Origin of the sequence: Paenibacillus aquistagni, assembly GCF_900177815.1 — a bacterium.
GTDB classification, from domain to species: Bacteria; Bacillota; Bacilli; order Paenibacillales; family Paenibacillaceae; genus Paenibacillus_B; species Paenibacillus_B aquistagni.
Genome location: NZ_FXAZ01000004.1, coordinates 136841 through 160952 on the forward strand (window position 1 = coordinate 136841; position 24112 = coordinate 160952).

19 protein-coding genes are annotated in these 24112 nt (G+C 49.7%); 12 read left to right on the top strand and 7 right to left on the bottom strand.

The window, feature by feature from the left end:
- Window positions 1-12: 12 nt before the first annotated feature.
- Entirely contained in the window at window positions 13-591 is a 579-nt protein-coding gene (locus B9Y93_RS14645; protein WP_085495368.1) for a TetR/AcrR family transcriptional regulator, read from the bottom strand.
- Window positions 592-1225: 634 nt separating this feature from the next.
- Between B9Y93_RS14645 and B9Y93_RS14650 the strand changes: the two genes are divergently transcribed.
- Window positions 1226-2977: a fibronectin type III domain-containing protein gene (locus tag B9Y93_RS14650; RefSeq protein ID WP_425320347.1), complete on the top strand. Its 1752-nt coding sequence runs from the start codon at window positions 1226-1228 to the stop codon at window positions 2975-2977.
- Between the two features lie 136 nt (window positions 2978-3113).
- On the opposite strand, the gene B9Y93_RS14655 is transcribed toward B9Y93_RS14650, so the two are convergent.
- From B9Y93_RS14655 to B9Y93_RS14665, 3 genes are all read right to left on the bottom strand, one after another.
- Window positions 3114-4343, bottom strand: coding sequence for an MFS transporter (locus B9Y93_RS14655; RefSeq protein ID WP_085495370.1), 1230 nt, complete (start codon window positions 4341-4343; stop codon window positions 3114-3116).
- A gap of 116 nt (window positions 4344-4459) precedes the next feature.
- Window positions 4460-5404 (bottom strand): DMT family transporter, encoded by a 945-nt coding sequence (locus B9Y93_RS14660; protein ID WP_244903417.1) that lies wholly within the window; start codon window positions 5402-5404, stop codon window positions 4460-4462.
- A 142-nt stretch (window positions 5405-5546) separates the two neighbouring features.
- Window positions 5547-6599, bottom strand: a complete 1053-nt coding sequence (locus B9Y93_RS14665) for a Gfo/Idh/MocA family protein (protein ID WP_085495372.1) — start codon at window positions 6597-6599, stop codon at window positions 5547-5549.
- Between the two features lie 240 nt (window positions 6600-6839).
- Between B9Y93_RS14665 and B9Y93_RS14670 the strand changes: the two genes are divergently transcribed.
- The 8 genes from B9Y93_RS14670 (at window position 6840) to B9Y93_RS14705 (ending at window position 14897) form a co-directional block, all read left to right on the top strand.
- Window positions 6840-7670 carry a protein-glutamine gamma-glutamyltransferase gene (locus B9Y93_RS14670; protein WP_085495374.1) on the top strand — a complete coding sequence of 277 codons (831 nt, stop codon included), beginning with the start codon at window positions 6840-6842 and terminating at the stop codon, window positions 7668-7670.
- Between the two features lie 62 nt (window positions 7671-7732).
- Window positions 7733-8086, top strand: coding sequence for a hypothetical protein (locus B9Y93_RS14675; RefSeq protein ID WP_088549734.1), 354 nt, complete (start codon window positions 7733-7735; stop codon window positions 8084-8086).
- 170 nt (window positions 8087-8256) lie between these two features.
- The gene (locus B9Y93_RS14680; protein WP_085495378.1) at window positions 8257-9528 is read left to right on the top strand and encodes a Gfo/Idh/MocA family protein; all 1272 of its coding nucleotides are present in this window, start codon (window positions 8257-8259) and stop codon (window positions 9526-9528) included.
- A 572-nt stretch (window positions 9529-10100) separates the two neighbouring features.
- The gene (locus B9Y93_RS14690; RefSeq protein ID WP_085495382.1) at window positions 10101-11345 is read left to right on the top strand and encodes a DUF445 domain-containing protein; all 1245 of its coding nucleotides are present in this window, start codon (window positions 10101-10103) and stop codon (window positions 11343-11345) included.
- Window positions 11346-11591: 246 nt separating this feature from the next.
- A complete protein-coding gene (locus B9Y93_RS14695; protein WP_085496056.1) occupies window positions 11592-12236 on the top strand; it encodes a response regulator transcription factor in 645 nt (214 codons plus the stop codon).
- Complete coding sequence (locus B9Y93_RS14700; protein ID WP_085495384.1) at window positions 12229-13629, top strand: sensor histidine kinase; 1401 nt, start codon at window positions 12229-12231, stop codon at window positions 13627-13629. Before B9Y93_RS14695 ends, B9Y93_RS14700 begins: the two co-directional genes overlap by 8 nt.
- A gap of 244 nt (window positions 13630-13873) precedes the next feature.
- Window positions 13874-14017: a hypothetical protein gene (locus tag B9Y93_RS24590; RefSeq protein ID WP_169028591.1), complete on the top strand. Its 144-nt coding sequence runs from the start codon at window positions 13874-13876 to the stop codon at window positions 14015-14017.
- On the top strand, window positions 13992-14897 hold the full coding sequence (locus B9Y93_RS14705) for a metallophosphoesterase (RefSeq protein WP_244903418.1): 906 nt from the start codon (window positions 13992-13994) through the stop codon (window positions 14895-14897). The genes B9Y93_RS24590 and B9Y93_RS14705 overlap by 26 nt, the downstream gene beginning before the upstream one ends.
- 409 nt (window positions 14898-15306) lie before the next feature.
- Here B9Y93_RS14705 and B9Y93_RS14710 read toward each other — a convergent pair whose 3' ends face one another.
- The 3 genes from B9Y93_RS14710 to B9Y93_RS14720 form a co-directional block, all read right to left on the bottom strand.
- The gene (locus B9Y93_RS14710) at window positions 15307-18609 is read right to left on the bottom strand and encodes a DEAD/DEAH box helicase (protein WP_085495388.1); all 3303 of its coding nucleotides are present in this window, start codon (window positions 18607-18609) and stop codon (window positions 15307-15309) included.
- A gap of 271 nt (window positions 18610-18880) precedes the next feature.
- Complete coding sequence (locus B9Y93_RS14715; RefSeq protein WP_085495390.1) at window positions 18881-19324, bottom strand: DUF6376 family protein; 444 nt, start codon at window positions 19322-19324, stop codon at window positions 18881-18883.
- A gap of 60 nt (window positions 19325-19384) precedes the next feature.
- Window positions 19385-20338: a DUF1129 domain-containing protein gene (locus tag B9Y93_RS14720; RefSeq protein WP_085495392.1), complete on the bottom strand. Its 954-nt coding sequence runs from the start codon at window positions 20336-20338 to the stop codon at window positions 19385-19387.
- A gap of 152 nt (window positions 20339-20490) precedes the next feature.
- On the opposite strand from B9Y93_RS14720, the gene B9Y93_RS14725 reads away from it, so the two are divergent.
- The 3 genes from B9Y93_RS14725 (at window position 20491) to B9Y93_RS14735 (ending at window position 23655) form a co-directional block, all read left to right on the top strand.
- Entirely contained in the window at window positions 20491-21315 is an 825-nt protein-coding gene (locus B9Y93_RS14725) for a GNAT family N-acetyltransferase (RefSeq protein WP_176228940.1), read from the top strand.
- Window positions 21316-21552: 237 nt separating this feature from the next.
- Window positions 21553-21993 (top strand): MarR family winged helix-turn-helix transcriptional regulator, encoded by a 441-nt coding sequence (locus B9Y93_RS14730; RefSeq protein WP_085495396.1) that lies wholly within the window; start codon window positions 21553-21555, stop codon window positions 21991-21993.
- A gap of 6 nt (window positions 21994-21999) precedes the next feature.
- Window positions 22000-23655, top strand: a complete 1656-nt coding sequence (locus B9Y93_RS14735) for an MDR family MFS transporter (protein WP_085495398.1) — start codon at window positions 22000-22002, stop codon at window positions 23653-23655.
- Window positions 23656-24112 lie beyond the last annotated feature (457 nt).

The following is a 24112-nucleotide window of genomic DNA, read 5'->3' on the forward strand; positions in this document are numbered from 1 at the left end:
AGAGTAGGCTTGCTACTCCAGATTGGTTAACAAGCCTTGGGTGATGAGCGTAAATAGCGAGTGTTCAAGCTCTTCTCTTGTCATCTGCTCTTGATGACTCAAATAATAGTTGCAGGCGCTTTGCAGCATTCCGATAATGCCTGAGGCCGCGATCATCGGCTGGACGTCCACGATATAGCCGTTGCGCTTGCCTTCTTCCAGCAGCTCTCCAATGAAACTGAGATACTCTAATTTTAATGCCTTAATCTCATCAAGGACTTCAGGTTCAATGCCATTGGACAGTTCGTTAAAAATAATATGAGCCACATTCCTCGACTCCAAGATGACATCTAAGTTGTGGCGAATAATGCGCCGTATCTGTTCCTCAATAGAAATCGAAATATTGTCTAGGTCTTGGCAGGTATGATTGATAATGTCCTGCAGCGCCTGCTTCACAATCGTTTTGAACAGCTGTGCCTTGCCAGGAAAGTTATAATACAATGTTCCCTTGGCGACTTGCGCTCTCATGGCGATCTCATCCATACTTGCCCGATGATAGCCGTGCTCGGAGAATACCTCCATAGCGGCGTGAATGATCTTGTCTTTGCTCAACGATCTGCTTGCTCCTTTGCCTTGCATGTACTCGAACTGACTAGTCGGTATAAAAATGGTACCATAGGCAAAAATCAGTTGTCAAACCACACAGCAGCTTATATTTGATTTATCATTTCTTATTATAAAGGTACAGATTGACGCACAATTGGTTCTTGTCAAATCATCAAATGAGTATTAATATTAGGTTCACCAATAGTTATAACCCTTTTATTTCCTCCATGATTTTTACCAACTCCCGTTAGGTATATTCATCCCACCCATGATTCTCTTGCAAGCTTCAATCTAACTTGGCCAAGTCGACTGATAACCGCATGAATTGACAGCGTTTTCACCCAACACCCAAACTCAAACATAAATCTCCCACTGCTTTCTAGCTTGCTAACTGGACAAGCTTCCTGGATCAAACAAAAACAGCCTCGATTGGATCATCCATGAAAATCAATTTTGCATGTGGCCGTACGATAACGATGAACATCTTGGTTCCAAACTCTGCTGTTACTCCTGTTCTAAGGGCTTCTCTGCTTCTTGCTTTCACATATCTGCTCATTGAAGCCATGATATTTTGACGAGGAGGTGAAGGCGCGAACACGTCTTGCAGTTATCTTGAAATGAAGACAAAGGAGGAACGTTGATGAGAACAGCTCGATCTGTTGTCAAAATGATGCATCATCAGAAAAAATGGATGTCGCTCTTATTGACTATTGTATTATGTGTAGGTTTGGTGCCTGCGATGGCCATAGCAGCAGATCGCGGGGAATGGGCCCCTTACGTTACCTATGCCACGAATGATACCGCTACTTATGGCGGCAAGACCTATCAGGCTATTCAAGGGCATACGTCTATTCCGGGATGGGAGCCTTCTAATGTACCGGCATTGTGGAGAATTACGCAGGGCACTCCAGATACCGAAGCGCCAACGGCACCATCCAATTTACGCTCCACGGCTGTCACTTCCACGAGTGTATCCTTAGCATGGAATGCATCCACAGACAATGTAGGCGTTAATCAGTATGTGATCTATCAAGGCGCTACGCAGCTTGCAGCGGTCTCTAGCAGCACGCTGAGTTATATCGCTTCAAGCTTGACGGCCAATACCGCCTATACCTTCACTGTTAAAGCGAAGGATGCCGCAGGCAACCTGTCCCCAGCAAGCAATGCGCTGAGTGTAACAACCAGTGGTACGGGCGGCGGCAATGATGTTGAAGCGCCGACGGCGCCATCTTCCCTTACAGTGACAGGTGTTACCGCATCAAGTGTATCCTTGGCCTGGACGGCTTCAACGGATAATGTCGGCGTGACCGGCTATGATGTCTATGTCGGCACAACGCTGAAGCAAAGCGTCACAGGCACGACAGCAACGGTAGCAGGCCTTGCAGCTGCCACCTCCTACACGTTCAAGGTTACGGCAAAGGATGCTGCGGGCAATGTCTCTGCACCAAGCAATACCGTTACCGCAACGACCTCAACGACAGGCGGCGGGGGCCAGCTTCCCAAGCATACGCTGACTGGCTATTGGCACAACTTTATTAACGGTTCTTCGAACCTGAAATTAAGTGACGTTCCAAGCGAGTACGATATTATCGCCTTGTCCTTTGCTGAGATGGATCTTTCGAAACCAGGCGGCGTCACCTTCGCCGTAAATGGCCCACTCTCTACTGCACTTGGCGGATATACGGATAATGATCTCATCAGCGACATCCAAGCCAAACGAGCGCAAGGAAAGAAAGTCATTCTCTCGATTGGCGGGGAATTGGGCAATGTGAATCTGAACAGCGCTTCTCCTAACGTGGCTAATTTTGTGAACAGCATGTACGACATCATTACAAGGTTTGGACTTGACGGCGTGGACATTGATCTCGAAAATGGAATGAACGTGCCGAACCTGACAACGGCGATTCGTCAGCTGCAGCAGATGGTTGGCCCGAATTTCATTTTGACGATGGCCCCGCAAACCATTGATATGCAAAATCAGAACACGTCGTACATGCAGCTATATGGCAATCTAAAAGATATTACGACGGTTATCAATGTTCAATATTACAATTCCGGCTGTATGCTGGGCCGTGATGGCAAGTGCTATTCTCAAGGAACGATAGATTTCTTGACAGCACTGACGGATCTTACCTTGCAGTGGGTAGAGCCTTCCCAGCTAGGGCTTGGCCTTCCTGCCGTTAGCTCGGCAGCAGGCGGCGGCTATGTTCAGCCATCGGTTGTCGGCAATGCGCTCAAATGTCTGACTTCAGGGACGAATTGCGGCACCTACACGCCGGTAGCGCAGTATCCTGACTTCCGCGGCGCGATGACCTGGTCGATCAACTGGGATAAGACAAGCAACTATAATTATGCGAAGACGGTGAAGCCAGTACTTAACACGCTTCCATAAACGGCATGAAAAAAGAACTCCTGTTCATCCCAATCAACCTCTGTCTCAGCTCGGTTGGCAAGGGAGAAGGAGTTCTTTTTTATCCTCCGCGAACGCATGCTTTTGCTATCGATGCGCGGAATCCTAATTCTCTATCTTAGGTTCGATCAGCTGCTGCGTCAGGATCGATGCCCTTCGTTTCCTTGCCAAGGAATAATACCGCTAGGGCGCCTATTACGATCGCGACAAAAAAGACAACGAAAATATAGGTTAAGGAAGAACCGCGAGCAACGAGAATGCCGACGAGATAAGGTCCGATAATGCCCCCTACTCGGCCGAATGAGGCAGCAAAGCCGACTCCGGTTGATCTCACCTGTGTTGGATACAGCTCTGGCGTATAAGCATACATGCCGCCCCAAGCCCCAAGATTAAAGAAGGATAAGCAGGCGCCTGCGGCAATCAGCATGCCCTCTGTCGTAGCAAGCCCGAACCAGATGGCGCTGACCGCAGTCATGAGCAGGTAAGTGACGAGCACGAATTTGCGGCCTAATTTCTCAATGAAGTAGGCGGCGGTAAAGTAGCCAGGAAGCTGGGCAAGCGTAATGATGAGCACGTATTGAAAGCTCTTCACAAGGGTGAAGCCCTTCAAGACCATTACGGTAGGGAGCCATAGGAACATGCCATAGTAGGAGAATACGACAGTGAACCACAGCACCCACAGCATAATCGTCGAACGCCGATGCTTAATGGACCATACTGAGGACATTCGTGCTGTGAATGGGATCTTTTTGATGGTCTGATTCTCGAATGCCGGTGAATCGGGAATGGCTTTTCGAAGATACAGGGCAAAGAGCGCCGGTACAGCGCTAATGAGAAATGCGATGCGCCAGCCATAGTCAGGGATAATAAAGTAAGCCACGAGCGCAGCGACAATCCAGCCAACCGCCCAGAAGCTCTCTAAGAGAACGACCGCCCGGCCTCGCTCTTTGGCAGGTACGGATTCCGAGACAAGGGTCGAGGCTACAGGAAGCTCGCCTCCCAGCCCGAATCCGGCAATAAAGCGAAGGATGCATAGGACGGCAAAGCTTGTGACGAGTGCCGACAATCCGCTGGCGACAGAGAAGATTAACAGCGTCAGCACCAGCACATCCCGTCTTCCGTAGCGGTCAGCGAGGGAGCCGGCCACTGCGGCACCAACGGCCATCCCTACGGAATTGATTGCCGTTAAGAGGCCGATCTGCTCCGCGCCGAGACTCCATTCTACAGCCAGGGCTGCGACGATGAAGGAGACGAGTCCGACGTCCATCGCGTCAAACAGCCAGCTGAGGCCTGCATTGAACAACAGTTTTCGCTGTTTAGGTTCTTGTAGTAATGCTAGATTGCGCATAAGCCCGACTCCGATCTATCTGTAGTGTGAATTCATTTAACTTCCTGAGAGCATTGCATGTCTCTTTGATTGTGTGCAAGTGTTGGGAATTTATTCAACTGCACGCTTCAGGCCTCTCAGACCTGCTGTTGGGACTTTGACTCTCCTTTATGCTCTTGAAGATCAGGCGAAGCGCCTTGCATCATATGAGAATATTTGAGCTTAAAGTATCCGCCAATGCCCGCCAACGTGATTAATCCGCCGATGATCTGCATGATGGTGGAGGATTCCCCAAGCATAAAGTAGGCTAGAATAATGGCGAATACAGGCTCGCCTACGATGGCCATCGAGATTGTCGATGCCTCTAGGTATCGGAGCAAATGATTAAAGAGCAGCTGGCCTAAGATTGTGGGTATCAAGGCAAGCAGCAGGAAGATTCCCCATTCCCGAAGCGGGTAATGGGTTAAGGAGATGCCAAGGCTCACATTATAGAGCAGCAGCAGTCCTCCTGCGATAGCAAATACCCATAGGCTGTAGCGAAGCCCGGAAATACGGTCTTTGAGCGCCTGTCCTGTCAGCATATATAGAGCGTAAGCGAGTGCTCCAAGAATGGACAATAGGTCGCCGTATAAGGCTTGACTGGATAGACCAATATCCCCCCAGGCGATTACGGCAGAACCGATAATGGCAAGCGACATGCATAGCGCGCCGCCAAGCGGCGTTCGTTCTCGAAACAGAATAAAGGCGCCGATGGCCACAAATACAGGCTGCAAGGACAAGAGCACCATTGAGCTTGCAACAGAAGTATGGACAAGCGATTCCATCCAGAACAAGAAGTGAAGCCCCAGGAAGACTCCCGCTAATGCGAGCAGACCGATGTCTCGAAGCGAGCTCTTGCTGGGCTTGTGTAATGGTGATCCTCTGCGAATGAATGGGACGATGAGAACCACGGTAAACAACAGGCGATACATGCCCATGATGGACGTGGGCGCCTCAGACCATTTGATAAAGATGGCCGATAATGCAATGGCAATGACCCCGATCAGCAGCATGAGATAAGGGGTATATCGTGCTTGTTTCACGCTAGAAAGCTCCTTTTTCTACAATCCTGTTAGCATCGTATCGATTATAGCATGAGGTTGTTTTGATGATGCAAAAAAAAGACTCCAGATTCCTAAATAAGAATCCAGAGTCTCAGTTTTCATGCGGACAGCACGTCTATGATTATTCAAAATGGATGGCTTGTCCTGTCTCAGCAGATTGGAATGCCGCCTCCATAATCTTCATGACATGCATGACCTCGCTGTTTTTGATAAACGGCTCAGCCTTGCCTTCTACGCAATCAATGAAGTTGGCGTAGAACTCTTTGACATCAGACTCGACAACAGGAAGAGGCAGCTTCTCGACATTGCCCTCTCCACGCGGTGCCATCGTCTTCGTGAAACCTGCTCCAGCTACGATTGGCATCGCATCCTTCTCTTCAAAGTCAACGAGACGAGTCATCTCGCCCTTGTTGCTCCAGTCCGGGATAACAGCTGTTCCTTCTGTGCCGTTCACATACCAGAGCGGAAGGGAAGCATAATGCAGCGTTCCGACTTCGATAAATGCCGTGCGGCCGCTCTCGAAGGTAAGCATCAGCTTGAAGCCGTCGTCGCATTCTCCCTGCCATACATAGCTGAATTCGCAATATAATTTGGTCAGCTTCTCGTTGACCATCACCATGATGCGATCGATGAGGTGTACGCCCCAATCCAGCATCATGCCTCCGCCGTGAATCTTTTCATGCCGCCAATCTCCAGGAATGCCTCGGGAGCCGTGCACGCGTGACTCAATATTGTATACTTCTCCAATCAGCTTCTCATCATAAATCTTCTTGATGACCCTGAAATCATTGTCCCAACGACGATTCTGATGAACCATGAAGACCCCGCCTGTACGCTTCTCGACATCCAGAATGTCTTGAAGTTCCTGGGCGTTCATCGTTACTGGCTTCTCACAGATGACGTGTTTGCCAGCTTCAAGAGCTTGGATGGCGAGCTCCTTATGCACATCATTTGGCGTTGCAATAAGAATCAAGGACACTTGAGGATCATTCAGCATATCCTCATAGCGCTCATAGCCGGTATATCCGAGCTCTTGCCCATGCTGCACACGCTCCGGCTTAATATCACATACACTGACGACCTTGATACGTTCATTTCCTTCTAGTGTGCGGCTGTGATGTTCGCCCATGCCGCCAAAGCCAACGATCCCAAGACCATATTGATTATTTTCCATGTTGTCATCACCTCAATTGGTTTCATCTTGTGTCCATTATAAAGGATACGTTCACTGTATGAAAGAAGCGCTTACAAATCTGTGCACTTCCTCACAATGACAGGGCTCCAAAATGAGGGTTGGCGGCAGGTTATTCGAATTGAGATAAGGGGCTAGGGAGGGGCTGATCAAGATATTCACCCTTGCGCGGCTGCGTACGTACAATAGTCTAATCATTGTGTACCTACGGGAGGCGCGAAAATGATCTATGTAGCAGGCAGTGCATTTTTTCAACTGGATGAATCTCAGCTTACGAACCTGGAGCGTCAGATGCTGGAGGCGAAGCGCAAGAGTGATCAGGTGTACGTTTACAGCTCCGTTGATGCATTGATCGACGAACTTCGAATGAGAAGCCAGATTGTGGCAGCTGCTAATGATTTGTATCGCAGTGGAGTGGGGTTTGCCGACTTTAATCGTTCCAGAAGCAATCCGGTTTATTGGAATCGAACGGCGAATGGGGGATTTCAGCTCATTAGCGGGCAGTCTCCTTCGGCAGCGATCCGAGATATATATACAAATGGTCCCCTATATGCTTTTGAATGTGCAACAGCCATCATTATCATCATGTATAAAGCAGTGCTTGAGACGATTGGGAGCGAGGCGTTTGATCGATATTTTGCAGATCTGTATCTTCGCGATTGGAATGTGGACAGCGACTTAAGGTTCGTGACGCATCACAATAATCAGGCGGTTTATCCGGGAGATGTGCTCTACTTCGAGAATCCGGACCATGATCCTGATCAGCCCTGGTGGCAAGGCGAGAATGCGGTGCTGCTGGATAAGGATCTATATTACGGTCATGGCATTGGGATCGGAACGGGTGAAGAAATTATCGAGGAGTTGAATCAATTTCGCAAGAGCGGCGCGACTCAATCTGCCTTCCTTTCTGACTTGGTGCTCCTGCCGGATTATGAATATATTCGAAGATTGAAGGAGAGCCGTCATCCAATGGATGTGCTGTATAAGCAGGGGGCCTGCCGCATTGCTGCCAGGATCGGCTCGCAGCTGTATGTGGTGTCCTGTAAAAGATAGGGTCTTATCCCGATATAAAGGATATGGGATGCACAGGATGCAAGAACAGCGAGGTGATAGCAGTGAACATCCAAGCAGGTACGAAGATGGACCCCCTTCTTGAGCTGGCGCTAGGCGGAGGCTCGCTTAGTTATAAGCAGCAAGTGTTGAAGAATATGCAAACGAAAGAGCAGCTCAGCAATATGGAGATTCAGATGAAGGAGCTTGCCAAGGAACAGGCTAAGAAGAAGGAGAAGGATGAGAAGACTGCCGGCAAGGAACATGCAGCTGTCAACCAGGATGGAGATGAGGTCATCATTTCTGAAGCGGGACAGCGTGAATATTTGAACCACACGGCAGCATCCTCGGTGGAAGCCGCAGTGGAGACTGCTGAAGTAGAGACTGCTGAAGCAGCGGCCAGTCCGCATAAGGAGTAACCCAAGAAGAAGCGATCAGCATGTCGGATTGACGTGCTGGTCGCTTTTTATTCACAATTTATCTGCTGATCCCATTGACAGATGGAAATGTAAAGGCTTATATATGTAGTGACATGATTAGAATCAAGCAACCTAGATGAGATGTATAGGTGAAATGAGGAGATACCATCATGAGCATAAAGGCTATCCTGATCGGAGCGGGTGTTCGAGGGGCGAATGTATATGCGCCCTATGCGCTGAAGTATCCGGATGAGCTCACATTTGTAGCTGTAGCAGAACCTGATGAGGAACGCCGAACGTCGTTTGCGAGGAAGCATGGCATACCCGCAGAGCATCAGTATAAGGACTGGAAGGAAGCACTCAATCAAGCGCGTTATGCAGACGCAGTCATGATTTGCACCCATGACCGCATGCACTTTGAGCAGGCGATGAATGCCTTGGATCTAGGCTACCATGTGCTGTTGGAGAAGCCAATCTCTCCATTTCCGAAGGAGTGTCTGGCAATGGAGAAGCGTGCCAAGGAGAAGGGGAGATTGCTGACGATCTGCCATGTGCTGCGGTATACGCCATTCTGGTCGACGATCAATCGCTTGATTCGTCGAGGTGATATCGGTAACATCATCAGCATTCAATTAACAGAGCATATTGGATTCGCACATATGGCCCACAGCTACGTCCGAGGGCAATGGAACCAGGCGGAGCAGTCCAGTCCACTTATATTATCAAAGTCATGCCACGATCTCGATCTGATTGCGTGGCTTATGGGGCAGGAATGTACACGCATCAGCTCCTTCGGCTCATTATCGCACTTTCGCCGTGAGCATGCACCGGCAGGTGCGACGGAGCGCTGCTCTGATGGATGCCCGCATCTAGATACTTGCTGTTATGCGGACTTCCGCTACTATTTGGGCGATGGACGTAGACATGCGGCGCATTTTACGGAGGACTTATCGGATGAAGGCATATTAAAAGCGCTGCCGCATACCCCATATGGGCGCTGTGTCTACGCGTGCGACAATGATGTAGTCGATCATCAGATTGTGAATATGGAATTCCACAGCGGTGCGACAGCTGCATTCCACTTGTCTGCCTTTACCCATGACAGCACCCGCCGGGTGCATATTATGGGGACGCATGGCGAGATTCAAGGCAATCTGTCGGAGCAGACCTTTACCGTCTACGACTTTGCTACGGGAAACGAGAATCGGGTTCAGGTTCAGGATGGAGGCAAGGAAGGGACAGAAGCAATGTTGAGGGAATTCTGCCGACACGTGCGTCAGCATCATGCTGCATCCGCCCTGACCTCAGTTGAAGCTTCGATCCAAAGCCATATGATGGCTTTTGCAGCTGAGCATTCACGAATCAGCCAGGGCGCTGTTGTGGATTTGCCTCTCTTTATCGAACAGCATAAGCATCAAGTGCTGGCTGAGGCCTGTCGTTAGAGTATCGTTCTGACAGGTCTCTTAACGCTTGTGATTTGCCGCCTCGTGTAGGCGGCTTTTTGTTGTTAATGCTCATTCAACAGGTGCCTTCATGAATGACGTCTGGATGCTCAGTGGTCAGCCTCTCTTATTGTCAATGGCGCAAGGCGCAAGCATGATCTCTTCGGCTGTCATCTATTGCTGCTCATGATGCAAGGCTCTGATTGCTTTATTTTAGAAGCTGCCTGTTTTGTCATAGAAGCTGACGGTTCATAAGGATTGCGCGCCGTCTAATCTTTGAGCATAGCAGGTAGAGGAGAAGGAGTATGCATCGTTTCGATGAGGCGTTTCTTAGATGCAACTATCACATATTCGTGTATACCTGATATATTGTGATCGCCATACAGAGGCGGCTGGAAACGGAATGCGAATTGTAGCTGTGATGTCCATTCTGTGCTGTCAATGCCTTGCCCAGGACCGTACATACAGCTGCTGCTTCCATCGCAACGTGATCCAGCTGTGGATTTTGCTTTTAATAGGAAAACAAAGTACACTTCAATATATCCCGCTAAAGTGAAGGGAGAAAGAATAACATGAATTCAAAATATATTGCTGTCGTATCCTTGATTATTATGGCGGTGGGGTTCGCCATTACGCTGCTGCTGCCTGACTATACATGGATTCTAATCCTGCAGGGAGGCTTTGAGGCTGGGCTTGTGGGAGGATTCGCGGACTGGTTTGCAGTGACTGCGCTATTCCGCCACCCGATGGGCATTCCGATTCCGCATACTTCTTTGCTGCTCAAAAATAAAGACCGCATTGTAAATTCTCTGGTGTCTGCGCTAGAAACGGAGCTGCTGAATAAGGAAAGCATTGAGAAGAAGCTTCGAAGCTGGAATCTGGTGGAGCGGGCAGGAACGATGGCGACGAATGCGATTCTGAAGCGGAGCATTCGAGCACAGGTGATGGATACAGCAATTCAGCTGGTGGAGAAGCTCCCGCTTGATAAGCTTGCCCCTGTCATTCAGTCTGGCGTGGTATCGTATCTGCGCAAGGCAGAGCTTCATCAATCTGCTGACCAGCTGGCGACTTATCTGCTCAAGCAGGGCTATGACGAGAAGGCGCTCGATTATGTGCTTGAAACGGCGGATACGTGGGCGAAGCGCTTGGAGACCAAGCGAATGCTTGGAAGACTCGCTAATGAGAAGATGGGCGAAGTGAAGCTTGGCGGCTTGATGGGCTTTGCTTTCCAAGCGTTTGCGGGCTTTATGGATGAAGATAAGCTGGGTCAGCTCCTGCAGAGCATGATTACGTCATCCATTAAGGATCTGAAGGATGAAGATAATGAATACCGTGCGATGATTATCCATGAGATTCGTGTGCAGGTCTTCCAGCTGACCAATCAAGAGGATAAGCTCAATCGCTTGAAGGATTGGCTCATTCTGCGTATTGAAGAAGAACGCACGGAAGAGATCTTCAAGGAGCGTTTGGAGGAGGTTCGCTCCATGGTGCTTGCAGCCTTCCGCCGTGAGCGGGATACGGGCGGCCGCATGGTGCTGAAGGGATATCGAATGGTGACCAGCCAGGTTCAAGCACATCCAGAATGGATGCATGAATTGGAGAATAAGGTTAGTCAAGCGATCGTGAAGCTGGTGGAGAACAATCACTATCGCATCGGACAGCTCGTTAAAGAGAATGTGGATCAGATGGACGATGAGGCGCTCGTCGAGATGCTAGAAGGCAAGATTGGCAAGGACCTGCAATGGATTCGTGTAAACGGAGCTTTGTGCGGCTTTGTCATCGGCTTAGCCCTTGCCGTCATAAAGATGTTTTTGTAATGGGGTGTCTGTCTCCAAAGTATACGTGATGCTTGCTAGGTGAGCATAAAAGCGCGAGGAGCCTGTCAGAGCTGACAGGCTCTTTTTTTCAGCAACTGCATGTTCAGTAATTGCGTGTTCCGCAAACACGTAACGAGCAAATATGGTAATCAGATCGTCATAACGGACATGAAGCTTATCTAGGTATGAAGAAGAGCAGCAGCGTTAAACCAATACAGGTAAAGAAGGTAAAGGCAGGTGAAGAGGGTGAACGTGCTCTTAGCAGATGATGAGCCACACATGCTCCATATTCTGAACGCTTATTTTACAAAGGAAGGCTTCACTGTATTTACCGCTGAGAACGGTGAAGAAGCGTTGGAACTGTATTATGCCAACGCAGTGGACTTGGCAGTGCTGGATTGGATGATGCCGATCAAGAGCGGCATTGAGGCTTGCCAAGAAATGAAGCGGTATGGAACGAAGGTGCTGCTGCTCACCGCCAAGGGCGAGGCGGAGGATGAACTGGCAGGCCTTCAAGCCGGTGCGGACGATTATGTCCGGAAGCCCTTCGATCCAAGGGTGCTGCTGCTTCGGGCGAAGAAGCTGCTGCATATGGAAGGGGAGATTCGAATCGGTCCCTTAAGAATGGATATGGTTGGTCAGAAAATCTATAAGCATGGCGTGGATATTCAGGCTACGCATCGGGAATTCCAGTTGATGAAATGCTTGGTTCACAATCGAGGGCGCATTATGACTCGCACGGCTTTGCTGGATCATGGCTGGGGGTTTGATTACGAGGGAGAAGAGCGAACGATAGACACGCATATTCGACGACTGAGGGAGAAGGTCGGTGAAGAGCTGATCAAGACGCATCGCGGAATTGGCTACAGCCTTGAGGCTGCGCATGAGTAGGCTTGGGCTCAAAATTTTTGTGCGGATGTCTTTGGTTGTTATGGTTGTATTTGCTCTAACGTATGCAACCAATCGATATCTTCTGCCCAAGTATATGGTGTACCAGCACAAGGCTCATCTGTCCGAGCTTGTCGGTGAGATTGAGAAGCTGGGTGCAGAAGCAGCGCTGGTGCAGATTGAACGGCTGGCCCACGAGTATGATGTTACCCTGATTCATACCCCGTATGTCCAAGATGAGAATGAGCTTAATGAGAATGTACGATATTTGTTGAACCGGCAGGGTATTACATTAAGCAAGTTTTGGATCTCTTCTTGGAGCATGGAAGAGCTCAATCATGATAAGACGGTGATGAAGCTGTACAACCAAGAGAAGCTGAATACAAGCTTCCTCGTTGCCTTTGTTCACAAGGAAGGCACGCTGTTTGTAATGGGAGATACGATTGCGCATGCGATGGATCCGCTCGCCATGGCCAATCAGTTATATGTATACATTACATTGGGAGGCTTAGTGCTGACGATCGCTCTCTCTTGGCTTGTGGCAAGGCGGATCGTGAAGCCTCTGGCCAAGCTAGGAGATACCGCAGAGCAAATCTCTCGTCTTTCTTTTCAGCAGGCAGAGGTTAAGACAGGCGATGAGATTGAGGCGCTTGCCCGTAGCATTAATAAAATGAGTGCCAATCTAGAGCAATCCCATCAAGCGCTGCAGGATCGCAATGACAATCTGAGGACGTTCATTTCGAATATTTCTCATGAGGTGAAGACCCCGCTGGCGCTTATTAAGGCATATACGCTCGGCATGAAGGATGGATTAGACGATGGGACGTATCTGGACGTTATCGAGCAGCAAACAGATGAGATCCAGCATATTGTGGACAAGCTGCTGCATCTCTCTCGCATGCAGACTGAAGACTATGCGCTGGAGCAGGTGGAGTTCAGAGGACTGCTTCAGCAATGCCTGATGCAATATAAGCTTGCATTGGAGCAGGCGGGACTTGCATGGAGGCTTCAGGATGAGGCGGAGCAAACAATAGTTCAAGGGGATGCAGGCAAGCTGTTGATTGTGCTGGATAATCTGATGAGCAATGCAGTGAGCTATGCATCTGGGACCATGGTAGCAGGCAGGCTGTACAACGAAGGCAGCACGCTTGTATTCTGTCTTCGCAATCATATGCTTGGCAGGCTGGAGGGAGAGATCGAGAAGCTGTGGGAGCCTTTCTATGTAGGCGAGCCTTCTCGTCATAAGCAGCGAAGCGGAACGGGGCTTGGACTCTCCATTGTCAGAGCCATTCTTCATAAGCATGGCGCAAGCGCATATCTTACATGGGAAGATGGACAATTCTCCTTTGAGATGAAGCTGCCTCTTGCGGACGGCAGCAGTGATGCAGCAACGTAAGGCGAGGGCTGGACTCGTGCTTTTCTCCTGAGGCAGCAATCATAATCGTGCTGCTCGTCATAAGGGGGACCATCACTGCCAACAGAATATTCCAGCCGTTGAAGGATGCTGGGGCCAAGGGCTGCAGCAGCTTTTTTTCGTCATATTGGCGTAACAAAGCTTCTATATGATGGAATACAAGTTAGCAGCCGTTCTTCGGACTGCTCTTTAACGATACGAATACGAAGCAGGATGGGTGATCTTTATGGAAGCACGCTGGACCAAAATTGTATTAGCAGCCTTTATTATCATTATTACACTATCTGTTGTCTTGGGATATGTATCTCAACAGCACGCGCAGTCTCAAGAGGAGCATGCAGCAGTTGATATCCGTTCGGAATGGCAATAGCATGAAGCGGGCTAAGTCATCATGGGCAAGCCGAATGGTTATGCTGCTGATCGTCGTTCTTATCCTTATGGCCGGTGGCTATGGCTACAGCACGATGATAGAACCTGGCCTTCTTGATATCACAAGGCCCGTTATCGTCGTCAAACAGCTCCCCGAATCGCTTGATGGGCTGAGGATTGTGCAATTCAGCGATACGCATATCGGAGAAGGGTATTCGCTGCAGCAGCTGGACGAGCTTATCGAGAAGATCAATGAAGAGCGGCCTGATCTGGTTGTATTTACGGGTGATTTGATCGATAAATTTCGACTGTTTACAGAAGGAAGAGAGCGCCTTCCGCAGAGCTTGGCCAAGATCGAGGCGCGGCTTGGCAAGTTCGCGGTGTACGGCAATCATGATCGCGGAGGCGGAGCCAGCACCTATTATCGCAGCTGCATGGAAGAGGCCGGCTTCAAGCTGCTCGTCAATGAGAGCTATCCCATTGAGATGCCAGGGGAACGAAGGCTCGTCATCTCAGGACTCGATGACTACTTGCTTGGGCAGCCTGAGGAGGAGGCGGTATGGTCTTCTCTTGAGGAAAAGGACTACAATGTGGTGCTTGTCCACGAGCCGGATGCCGCGGCTCAGTGGAAGACTATCCATCCCCTGGATCTGATATTGGCGGGACACAGCCATGGAGGCCAGGTGCAGCTTCCTTTTATAGGGCCTCTGATTGTGCCTCCTCTAGCTGAGAAGTATGTGGAAGGGCACTATGAGCTGGAGAGTGCCAGTCGCAGTAGACATTTGTATGTCAACCGAGGGATAGGAACGACGCGGAAAAAGGTGCGGTTAGGCAGCAAGCCGGAACTCACAGTGCTTACGCTTAGACATACGCCTGCCTAACATGGCTTCGCTGCTGCTGTACCGGTTAAAAAGGAACGCCTCAAGCGGTTATGGCTGCAATATCCTTTGATCTATTTGATTCATCTTGAAAAAGGCTCCAGGCTATACCGTATCAGGTAAGCTTGGAGCCTGTGTTCGTTGGCTTATATGCCGTATCAGGTAAGCTTGGAGCCTGTGTTCGTTGGCTTATATGCCGTATCAGGTAAGCTTGGAGCCTGTGCTCGTTGGCTATACCGCATAAGGCAAGCCTGAAGCCTCTGTTCGTTGGCTTATGGTAGCTATATTTGGTCCTGCAAGCGCAGCTGAATTGCAAGCCGCATGCCTGATTGGAAGCTTGGTGATGTCCTGTCTGAATGGCTGACAGGACGTCTCCTGATAGGACGCGGCTGTGCTGACTCTCATCCTCGCATTATCGCTCTTCAAGCATGAGCAGGTCCCTAATATCCTGCTCTGTCAAGATGGACTGCGATTCACTGTCATTGGCTTGGATGACCTCATCGATAAGGTCTCGTTTTCGATCCTGAAGCTCAATCATCTTTTCTTCAATGGTGCCTTGGGTTACAAGCCGAATGACCTGCACAACCTTCTTCTGCCCCATGCGGTGAGCGCGATCGGCTGCCTGCTGCTCTACTGCGGGATTCCACCAGAGGTCATACAGAATGACCGTATCGGCGCCTGTTAGATTAAGCCCTGTTCCACCGGCTTTGAGGGAGATGAGGAACACGGATTCCTGGCCCTCATTGAATCGATTGCATAGCTCCAGCCGCTCGCGCGCAGGCGTACTGCCATCGAGATAGAAACAGGATAAGCCAAGCTGGGATTCCAGCTCCAGCCGGATAACCTTCAGCATCTCTGTGAATTGAGAGAACACAAGCATGCGCTTGCCGCTTGCCATGCATTCTTGGATCAGCTCCAGCAGGTGTTCAAGCTTCCCAGAGCCCCCGTCATAATTCTCCAAGAAGAGCGCCGGGTGGCAGCAGAGCTGGCGCAATCTTGTCAGCCCAGCGAGGATCTTCATGCGGCTCTTTTGAAAGCCCTCCTCATGAAGCTGCGTTCGTGTATCTTCCTTGAGCTGCGACAGATAAGCGAGATACAGCCGCTTCTGATCCGGATACAGCTCAGTCTTTTGCAGCGTCTCAATCTTCTCTGGAAGCTCAGTAAGCACATCTGCCTTCATGCGTCTAAGGATGAAAGGGCGAACTTTAAGAGCTACATGCTCGCGCGACAGCTCCAAGAACTGCCTGCGATTCATAAACAAATCGGGGAAAACCGCATCGAAGATCGACCATAATTCCTCCAGTCGATTCTCGATGGGTGTCCCGGTCAAGGCGAAGCGCTGCACAGCTCTAAGCTGCTTGACAGCATGGGCGGTCTGCGAAGCATGGTTCTTGATAGCTTGTGCTTCATCCAAGATTAACGTGCGGAAGCCTTGGCCGTCATAAGCCTCAATATCGCGCCGCAGGAGCGGGTAGGAGGTAATGTATACGTCAACCTCATGCTCCGCCTGATCATCTCCCATAGCCCGAAGCAGCAGCTGCCGTTCTTCCTTAGAGCCTGCAATAACAGCGGTACGAAGCTCAGGCGCGAATCTTGACAGTTCATACTGCCAGTTGTACAGCAAGGAGGCGGGCGCCACGATCAGGGCAGGCTGACTTGTGCTTCGTGCTTCACCTGCTTGAGACTGCAAGAAGGCGATGCTTTGCAGCGTCTTCCCAAGCCCCATATCGTCAGCCAATATTCCACCGAATCGATAGTGGGCAAGCGTGCGCATCCATTGGTAGCCAGTGCGTTGATAGTCGCGCAGCACGGATTCCAGCGAAGGAGGAACTTCAAAGCTCAGGCTTCCCGGCGCGCGAAGATTGCGAAGCAGCTCTCGCAGATCTTGGCCAAGCTTAACGGAAGCGGAGCCATAGGTCTCCTCCTCATCCAAGAGATACAGGCCGCGGGTGAGTGACATACTGAAATGCGAGCCCTGCACGTCTTTTTGCTTCATTCCCATTCCGCTCATCAGCTGCGAGATTCTGCGGAATCTGGTGTCATCAAGCCACAAATAAGCTCCATCCTGCAGGCGGTAATATTTCTTTTTCTCCACAAGATGAGTAAGGAGCTCCTTTATCTCGGTCTCGCTCATGCCTTCGATCTCGAAGTCAACATCGAGCCAATTCATCTGCGGATCAAGATCTACAGACAATTGCGGCGCCGCTTGCCGCATCCGCATGGTTCCCTGCAGGGCTGGTGTCGTATAGATACTGACCCAGCGTTCCAATCGCGGCAGCAAGTAGAACAAGAAGTGAGCGATGTCCTCTTCTTGATCCATATACAAGGTCGCGCCATTATATTTGAAGGCGGATTGCTCCATCAGCGCCATAATGCGGTCTTCTTTGATGACGTCGCGAAGTCGAATCTCCGTATCGACCTTCTCAAGCTCTTCTATGTCCTGCTGCATAGGCTCCAGGATGACATCACCGTACTGGTAAGTCAGGCGCGCATGCATTCTGCGTTCCGCCATATCCAGATACAGCTTTGCTTCAAGCGGGACGCGTACGAGTCGCTCTTCAATGGCGTTTTCGATATGCACCTGACACATGCGCGATAGCTCTGGCACCACCCGCGCAATGAAGAGAGGGAGCTCCTCGTGCGTGATGTAGAGCGGCGCTGTATCTTGAAGCAGCTGCCTCATATCCTTGAGCAGCCGGAGCTGCTTAGCCCGCAGCGGATACAGTTCTCTTCCAGCCATGGCTATCTGGTAATGCTCAACGAGCTCAAGCTCATGGAGCCCATCACAGGAGAGCTCATATCCTGCCTGCCCTTTCTCGTACAGCTGGAATTGAACGGGCAGGGGGTTCTCTGAGAGCGCAACCCCAGGATAAGCGACCCCGTTCGCCTCGAAGCGCACCAGACAATCTGAGAGCAGCGGCAGGATCGTTTGCAGGGCAAACGGGGGAATATATAGCTCTCGGCCTTGTCCGAAATATCCTCCGCTCCCGTATCGATTGAAGCTCTTCTGAACGACTTCGCGATAAGCTTGTTCACGGCTGCTCAATTCAGCGAGAGCTCGAAGAACAGTCTCATCCTGAGGGCGAAAACGGTACACATGAGGCTCCCATGTAAAAGATTTGGAGATGGTGTACTCCTGCTGGCTAATGACATGCTCCAGAAACTCTTTAATATTCGAGACCATATAGGAACGAACGGTTCCAAGCTTGATCTCAATCCCGAATTGCGGCGGCTGGCCAATAGGCTGCGCAAAACGGCAGGCATATTCGACCGTTAATGGAATTCTCGCTTCCGCTTCTTCTTCCCTCAGCTCAAGGTGATCCTCTTCTATGCCTTCGAATAAGGAAATCAACTGGCTTGCCGCCCTCTGAGCTGGCCTGATCGGAGTAGCGGGTTCTTCTTCAGCCGCCCCTCCTGCATGCTCGCCTCGCTCCATTGCACGAATATCCAGCAAGGTGGCCGCAATATGCTTGCAGTATGATCGATACGTGCCATAAGCGGGGCAAGTGCAGGCCGCGTGAGCAACCTTATCGCCATCAAATGCAATATGGACATGATAAGGGTCTGATCCGCGCACGATGGCTTGATAGACGCCGTCACTGGTACGATATTCTTCTTTTTTCACACGATGCTCTCGAAAGTAGGCTTCACCTCTTCGGTAAGCACTTGTTCCGCATAAGCTCTTGATATCGGATAATGACAAGGCATGACTCATGGCAGTAAATCCTCGCTTTATTCACTCGATTGAACGGTTCCATTCTACTATTCTATGTACCATTATGGGCAAATGATGATGAAATCACAACGTCCTTGCTCAAATGGTTATGGATGATTTTCAAATGGACAGCGATTGCAGCGGCCCTCAAAGAATGGAAAAAGCCCTTCGTTCAAAAGAACGAGGGCAGGGTCTTGTGTATGATAGGTTGGACTCCGAAGGCAACGTCTCGGAGATGAACTCTCGGCATGCAGCATGCGAAGTCCGTTCCTTATTGTCCGAGCTGCTCGATTTGCTGCATGAGTTCTGTAATGCTGCTCATCGTATGGAACATCTCGGATTGCTTGATTGCTTCTAGATCGATCGTTTGGTTGGTCAATTGTTCAAGGTACGTATTAATCTCCTGCAGGAATGCAGCATTGTATTCGCTAAGCTGATTATGGATGTCTTCAGCGAATGTCGGGGGCTCAAGTCCGCTGAACTGCTGAATCGTGTCCTTCATCTGTTGGAGGGAGTTCGTTACCTGCTCAAGAGCGGCAGGATTCGTTATCGCTTCCTCCGCCATAATTGGCAGCTGTTCTGCAAAGTCCGATACATCATTGACATAGTTGGTTGCTTCAGTAGCATAGCTGAGCGATTGATTAACACTGTCAAGCATGGAGCAGCCTGTCAGCAAACCGAGCAGGAGCATAAGTGCCAAGAGACGAGATTTCATTCATGGGCCTCCTTGATGGAAAGGTTATGTACTACATACTGAAGAAGGCCCTAGAAGGTTTCAATCTTTTTCCATACCCTTATGCTGCTTGCTTGATTCCTGGAATAGCGGACGGCTGGATAGATCATATAGACGTCTTACCTGTCCGTCTGCGGTTAGAAGCATGCTGTCATAGCTTGCGGATATGGTGGTCAGATTGCTGGCGGCTGCCTGCTTTTGATCATTTGGCGTAAGGTGAATCTGTATCGCTCGACTCCTTTGATGAGGCTCAAATACGACATTTTGAAGCGTAATATTGGGATGAATCGTGTCTCTATTGGTGCTGTCGGGTGCAAGCAGAATGATCTTAGCGGTTACAGGCTGTGAACTTTCATTTGTGCCTTGTATGACACAACTGCCGTTCCCTTCATTGGTCGTAAAATCCCACTGACATACAGCCATTGCCTTGCGAGTATCGAATTGAATCGCATAGATACCGTTAGCCGCGTGCTTCTGAATCAGATCCACCATTATAGATGGGAAGGAGCTTATAAATAGAAGCGCGAGCACAGCTGCAGCCACTCTTAGTCGATGAAGCGAATGAATCAGGTTGCTCAGACAGGCGACGAAAAAGAAGACGATGAGCAGTCCTGCCATATAGACTGTTGAGCTGTGCAGCGGCCTCCAGATTGGCGTGACCCCGACTTGAAGAAGTAAATGATCCGCCAGAGTGTATTGATGGGGATAACGCACACTGAGCAGAGACAGGATCAATACGCCTGAAATGGCGAGCCAGAACCTGGATTTGTTTGCAATGACTTTAGGTGAAGCGGCACCAGGAGGCTGAGGGTAGGTATAGAACATATAGCTGAAGGCAAGCCCTCCTAGCACACTCCATATTATTAGGCTAAAGAGCATGCGGATCACAGTATCCATAGAGGTCGTCGTCCAAGCGATCATTATTCCGAATAAAAACAAAGACAGGAAGGCTCCAATTAGAAACAGCCTGCCAAAAGATGCACCTCGCTTTAACATGATGTCCCTCCTTCATCTTTCCCTTCACATTTGACCTTAGCAAATAATAGGAAGCACATCAATAAACTTATCTGTACAAAGAAGGTTTGAACCCGTATAATGTCAGGAATTATATGGGTAATTTTTCTATTGAAGAGAAGGGAGAGGGGCCAATGCTTGTATCCAATCGATCATTCCAGCATGTGTTTGCGCAGCCCGCATTCCAGGCGATGGAAGCCAAGTACAATGTTCTGTACGCGATTTTAACGGGAGAAGATGCGCTATCTATTCATACGGAGACAGGCGACATTCTCTTAGGCCAGACTCCGGGGTATTTTGCATGGCTGTACATACAGCCAGAGCTGCACGCGAATCGCAAGGAAGAGCTTCTGAATGCGCTGGTGAAATACCCTTATAGCTCTAGGCTTCCGGGTGTGACAGGCGATCCGGAACTGATTCGTGATTTTGTGGAGCGATACGCGAGCGCGTATGATGTAACCCCAGTGGTGCGTATGGAGCTGCAAGCATATCACTGCCCAAAAGTCATAGAGCAAGAGGGAGTTCGCGGACGGATGAGGCCGGCTGCTCCAGGAGATGAACAGACCATTGCTCGGTTTATCGTTGGGCTTAACCAAGAGGCGATGAATCAAACGGTGAAGCTTGAGGATGTGTTGGAGCGAGTACAGGTTCTTCTGCCGGCGGGCCATATAAGTGTATGGGAAGTTGACGGACAGGTGGTATCACTAGCTTCAGCTGCTCATCGATCGCCTCGGCATGCTCGCATCAATATGGTGTACACCGACCCTGCTCATAGAGGACAGCGCTATGCCGGAGCACTAGTTGGCGGACTGTGCCGCTCTCTTCTTCAGGAGGGGCTTACGCCAATGCTGTATGCCGACGCCAACTATGCTTCTTCGAATAAAGCCTATCAGCGAGTCGGCTTCACTTCCTGTGGAGTGGTGACGGAGTATCGATTCGATGCAAAGGACGATCATTAACGAAGTACTTTAGATAGAGGATCATGAGATGGATTATGTATTGATCACATAAATAATGAACGCTATAAATGATTAAGGATGCTTAAGAAGCCGATCTGTTTGGATCGGCTTTTGTGCATGTTTAAGTGATTTTTTATGTAAAAAATTTTATATTAAAGTGTTGCAATATTTCATTAAAGTGTTTATTATTTACTAATAAATTATTAAACAATATAACAGTTCGAGGGGACGGTAATCATGTCAGAACATCCGATGCTGCTCGACCTGCCGATCTTGTTCAAGAAGCTCATTAAGCGGGCTACACAGGAATGGAATCGTCGGGTAGATGAGGAGATGTCAATGAACCAGTTCCGCCTACTCTGTATTCTCCGCAAGCAAGGCTCTACACAGGTTAATGAGCTGGCTGAGAAGCTAGGTGTCACCGCAGGCGCTATTACAGGAATGGCGGATAAGCTGATGGATCGCGGCCGTGTTGTGCGTACTCGCATATCAACGGATCGGCGTGCCGTATTGCTTGAGATCACAGAGGAAGGCAATCGCTGCGTCGATACGCTTGTGGAGAAGCAGGGAGAAATGTTAGCCGCCCTATTCGGCACGCTCTCTCCAGAAGATATGGAACATTTGCAGCGTATCTTCTCCGAGATGCTGGATAGGCTGGAACAAATCAAGGAGGAGTAAAAGAAAGTGGAACACTTATCACACAAACGAAAGATCACGGTGATGATGGCAATCATTGCTGCGATGTTCTTTTCATCCATTAACCAGACCATCGTAAGTACAGCCATGCCGCGCATTATCGCTATTCTGGGTGGGATGGACCACTATACATGGGTGGTCACCATCTACATGCTGACCTCCACGATCGCTACCGTGCTTGTGGGCAAACTGTCCGATATTTATGGACGCAAGCCATTTATTTTGACAGGTATCGTTCTATTTATTATCGGGGCCTTTTTGTCCGGCTTCTCGAAGGACATCTTCCAATTGATTGCTTATCGGGGGATACAAGGTCTTGGTGCTGGTGTCATTATGTCCTCAGCCTTTACAGCTGTAGGGGATTTGTTCGCTCCGCGTGAACGCGGAAAATGGACCGGGGTTATGATGGCGGTGTTTGGCTTCTCAAGTGTCATCGGTCCTGCACTCGGCGGCTTTATCGTCGATCATATGAACTGGAAGTGGGTCTTCTGGATCTTCCTTCCGATCGGAATCGTGGCTTTCGTCATGATCTTAACGATGTTTCCGAAGACGGAACGTCGGGAATCAGAGTCCATCGACTATTGGGGCTCCATCTTCCTTACGCTGTCAATTGTTCCGCTGCTGCTTGGCTTCTCTTGGGCGGGAACGACTTATCCGTGGGATTCCATTGAGGTGATAAGCCTTTTCGGTGCAGCTGTGCTGTTCCTCATTATTTTCATATTTGTCGAGCTTCGTGTGAAGAGCCCTGTGCTGCCGATGTCGCTCTTCCGCAATGATATCGTTACGTTGTCTAATCTGATCGGCTTCATCATGAATGCAGGAATGATGGGAGCGCTCATCTACTTGCCATTCTTCGTGCAGGGAGTAGAGGGTGTCTCGCCAACATACTCTGGTTATGTAACGATGCCGATGTCCATTGCAATGGTTGTGATTAGTGCCTTTACAGGCAAATGGATTACCAAAACCGGAAAATACAAGCGCTATGCGATGCTTGGCATGCCTATTATGATTGCTGGCATGGTGATGATGGCCTTTATGAACAATATCGCGATGGCGGTCGCCAGCATGATTGTATTCGGCCTGGGGTTAGGCTTTGGCATGCCAGTCTTCTCGCTCACGGTGCAGAATGCGGTGAAGCCGTCAGAGCTTGGTGTTGCAACCGCTTCTTCCCAGTTGTTCAGAAGCCTTGGGGGTACGATCGGGATCTCGGTTATGGGGACGATTATGGCTACCAGCTTGAAGAACAATATTGCGGACAAAATGGCGGCAAGCGGCGGCGGGATGGATATGAGCAAGCTTGATCCAGCAACTGCAGAGAAGTTCCAATTCTTAAGCGGTCCTCAGGCTTTGCTTGACCAACCGAAGCTCCAGCAGGTGCAGGAGTCGCTGCCTGATGCGATTCAGCCGATGTTTAACCAAGTGGTGGAAGCATTGCGCGATGCGCTTAGTTCATCGCTAACGACTGTCTTCTTGTCCGGTGCAGCCCTGCTCGTCGTGGCGCTCGTGCTGGTGTTCTTCTTGCGTGAGATTCCACTTCGCACCTCCAACAAAATGGATGAGGGAGCGGCAAGCAAGGATGAAGCGGCTTCCGAATCTGCTTATCAGGGTGAACGCGGTGCAGAAACGGCCTTGAACAAGGCGTAAATTCAATGTGGCCATGATGAGAACCTTCTTATGTGAAGGTTCTCATGTAAGACTTACATGATCACAGTCTGATACTCGCAACAAGATTTACGTAGCAAGATGCGATTTTTATAGCACAGGTTACAGGATAGAAGAAGCATTCTTTCTGCCGCAAGGCGGGGAGGGTGCTTTTCGTATTCTTGGATGAATTGTCAAGGTATGTGCGAAAGAGATTTCCATGGAATGGGCGATACGATCGGACATTTCCACCGTGAAATAGAGGCTAGTTTTACGCTCGATAAAGGAGGTTGTACAAGATTTACTCTTTCATCAGCTAGACACGACGGTATCGCGTTCCCAACGACCGAATGTCTTACGATTGCTGACTTCCTTAGAACGCTGATCGAATCCGCTTTCCAACAAGGAAACGTCCCCGTATTCCTAAGAGTTTGCAACGATTTCTTTTGACGTAACGTAA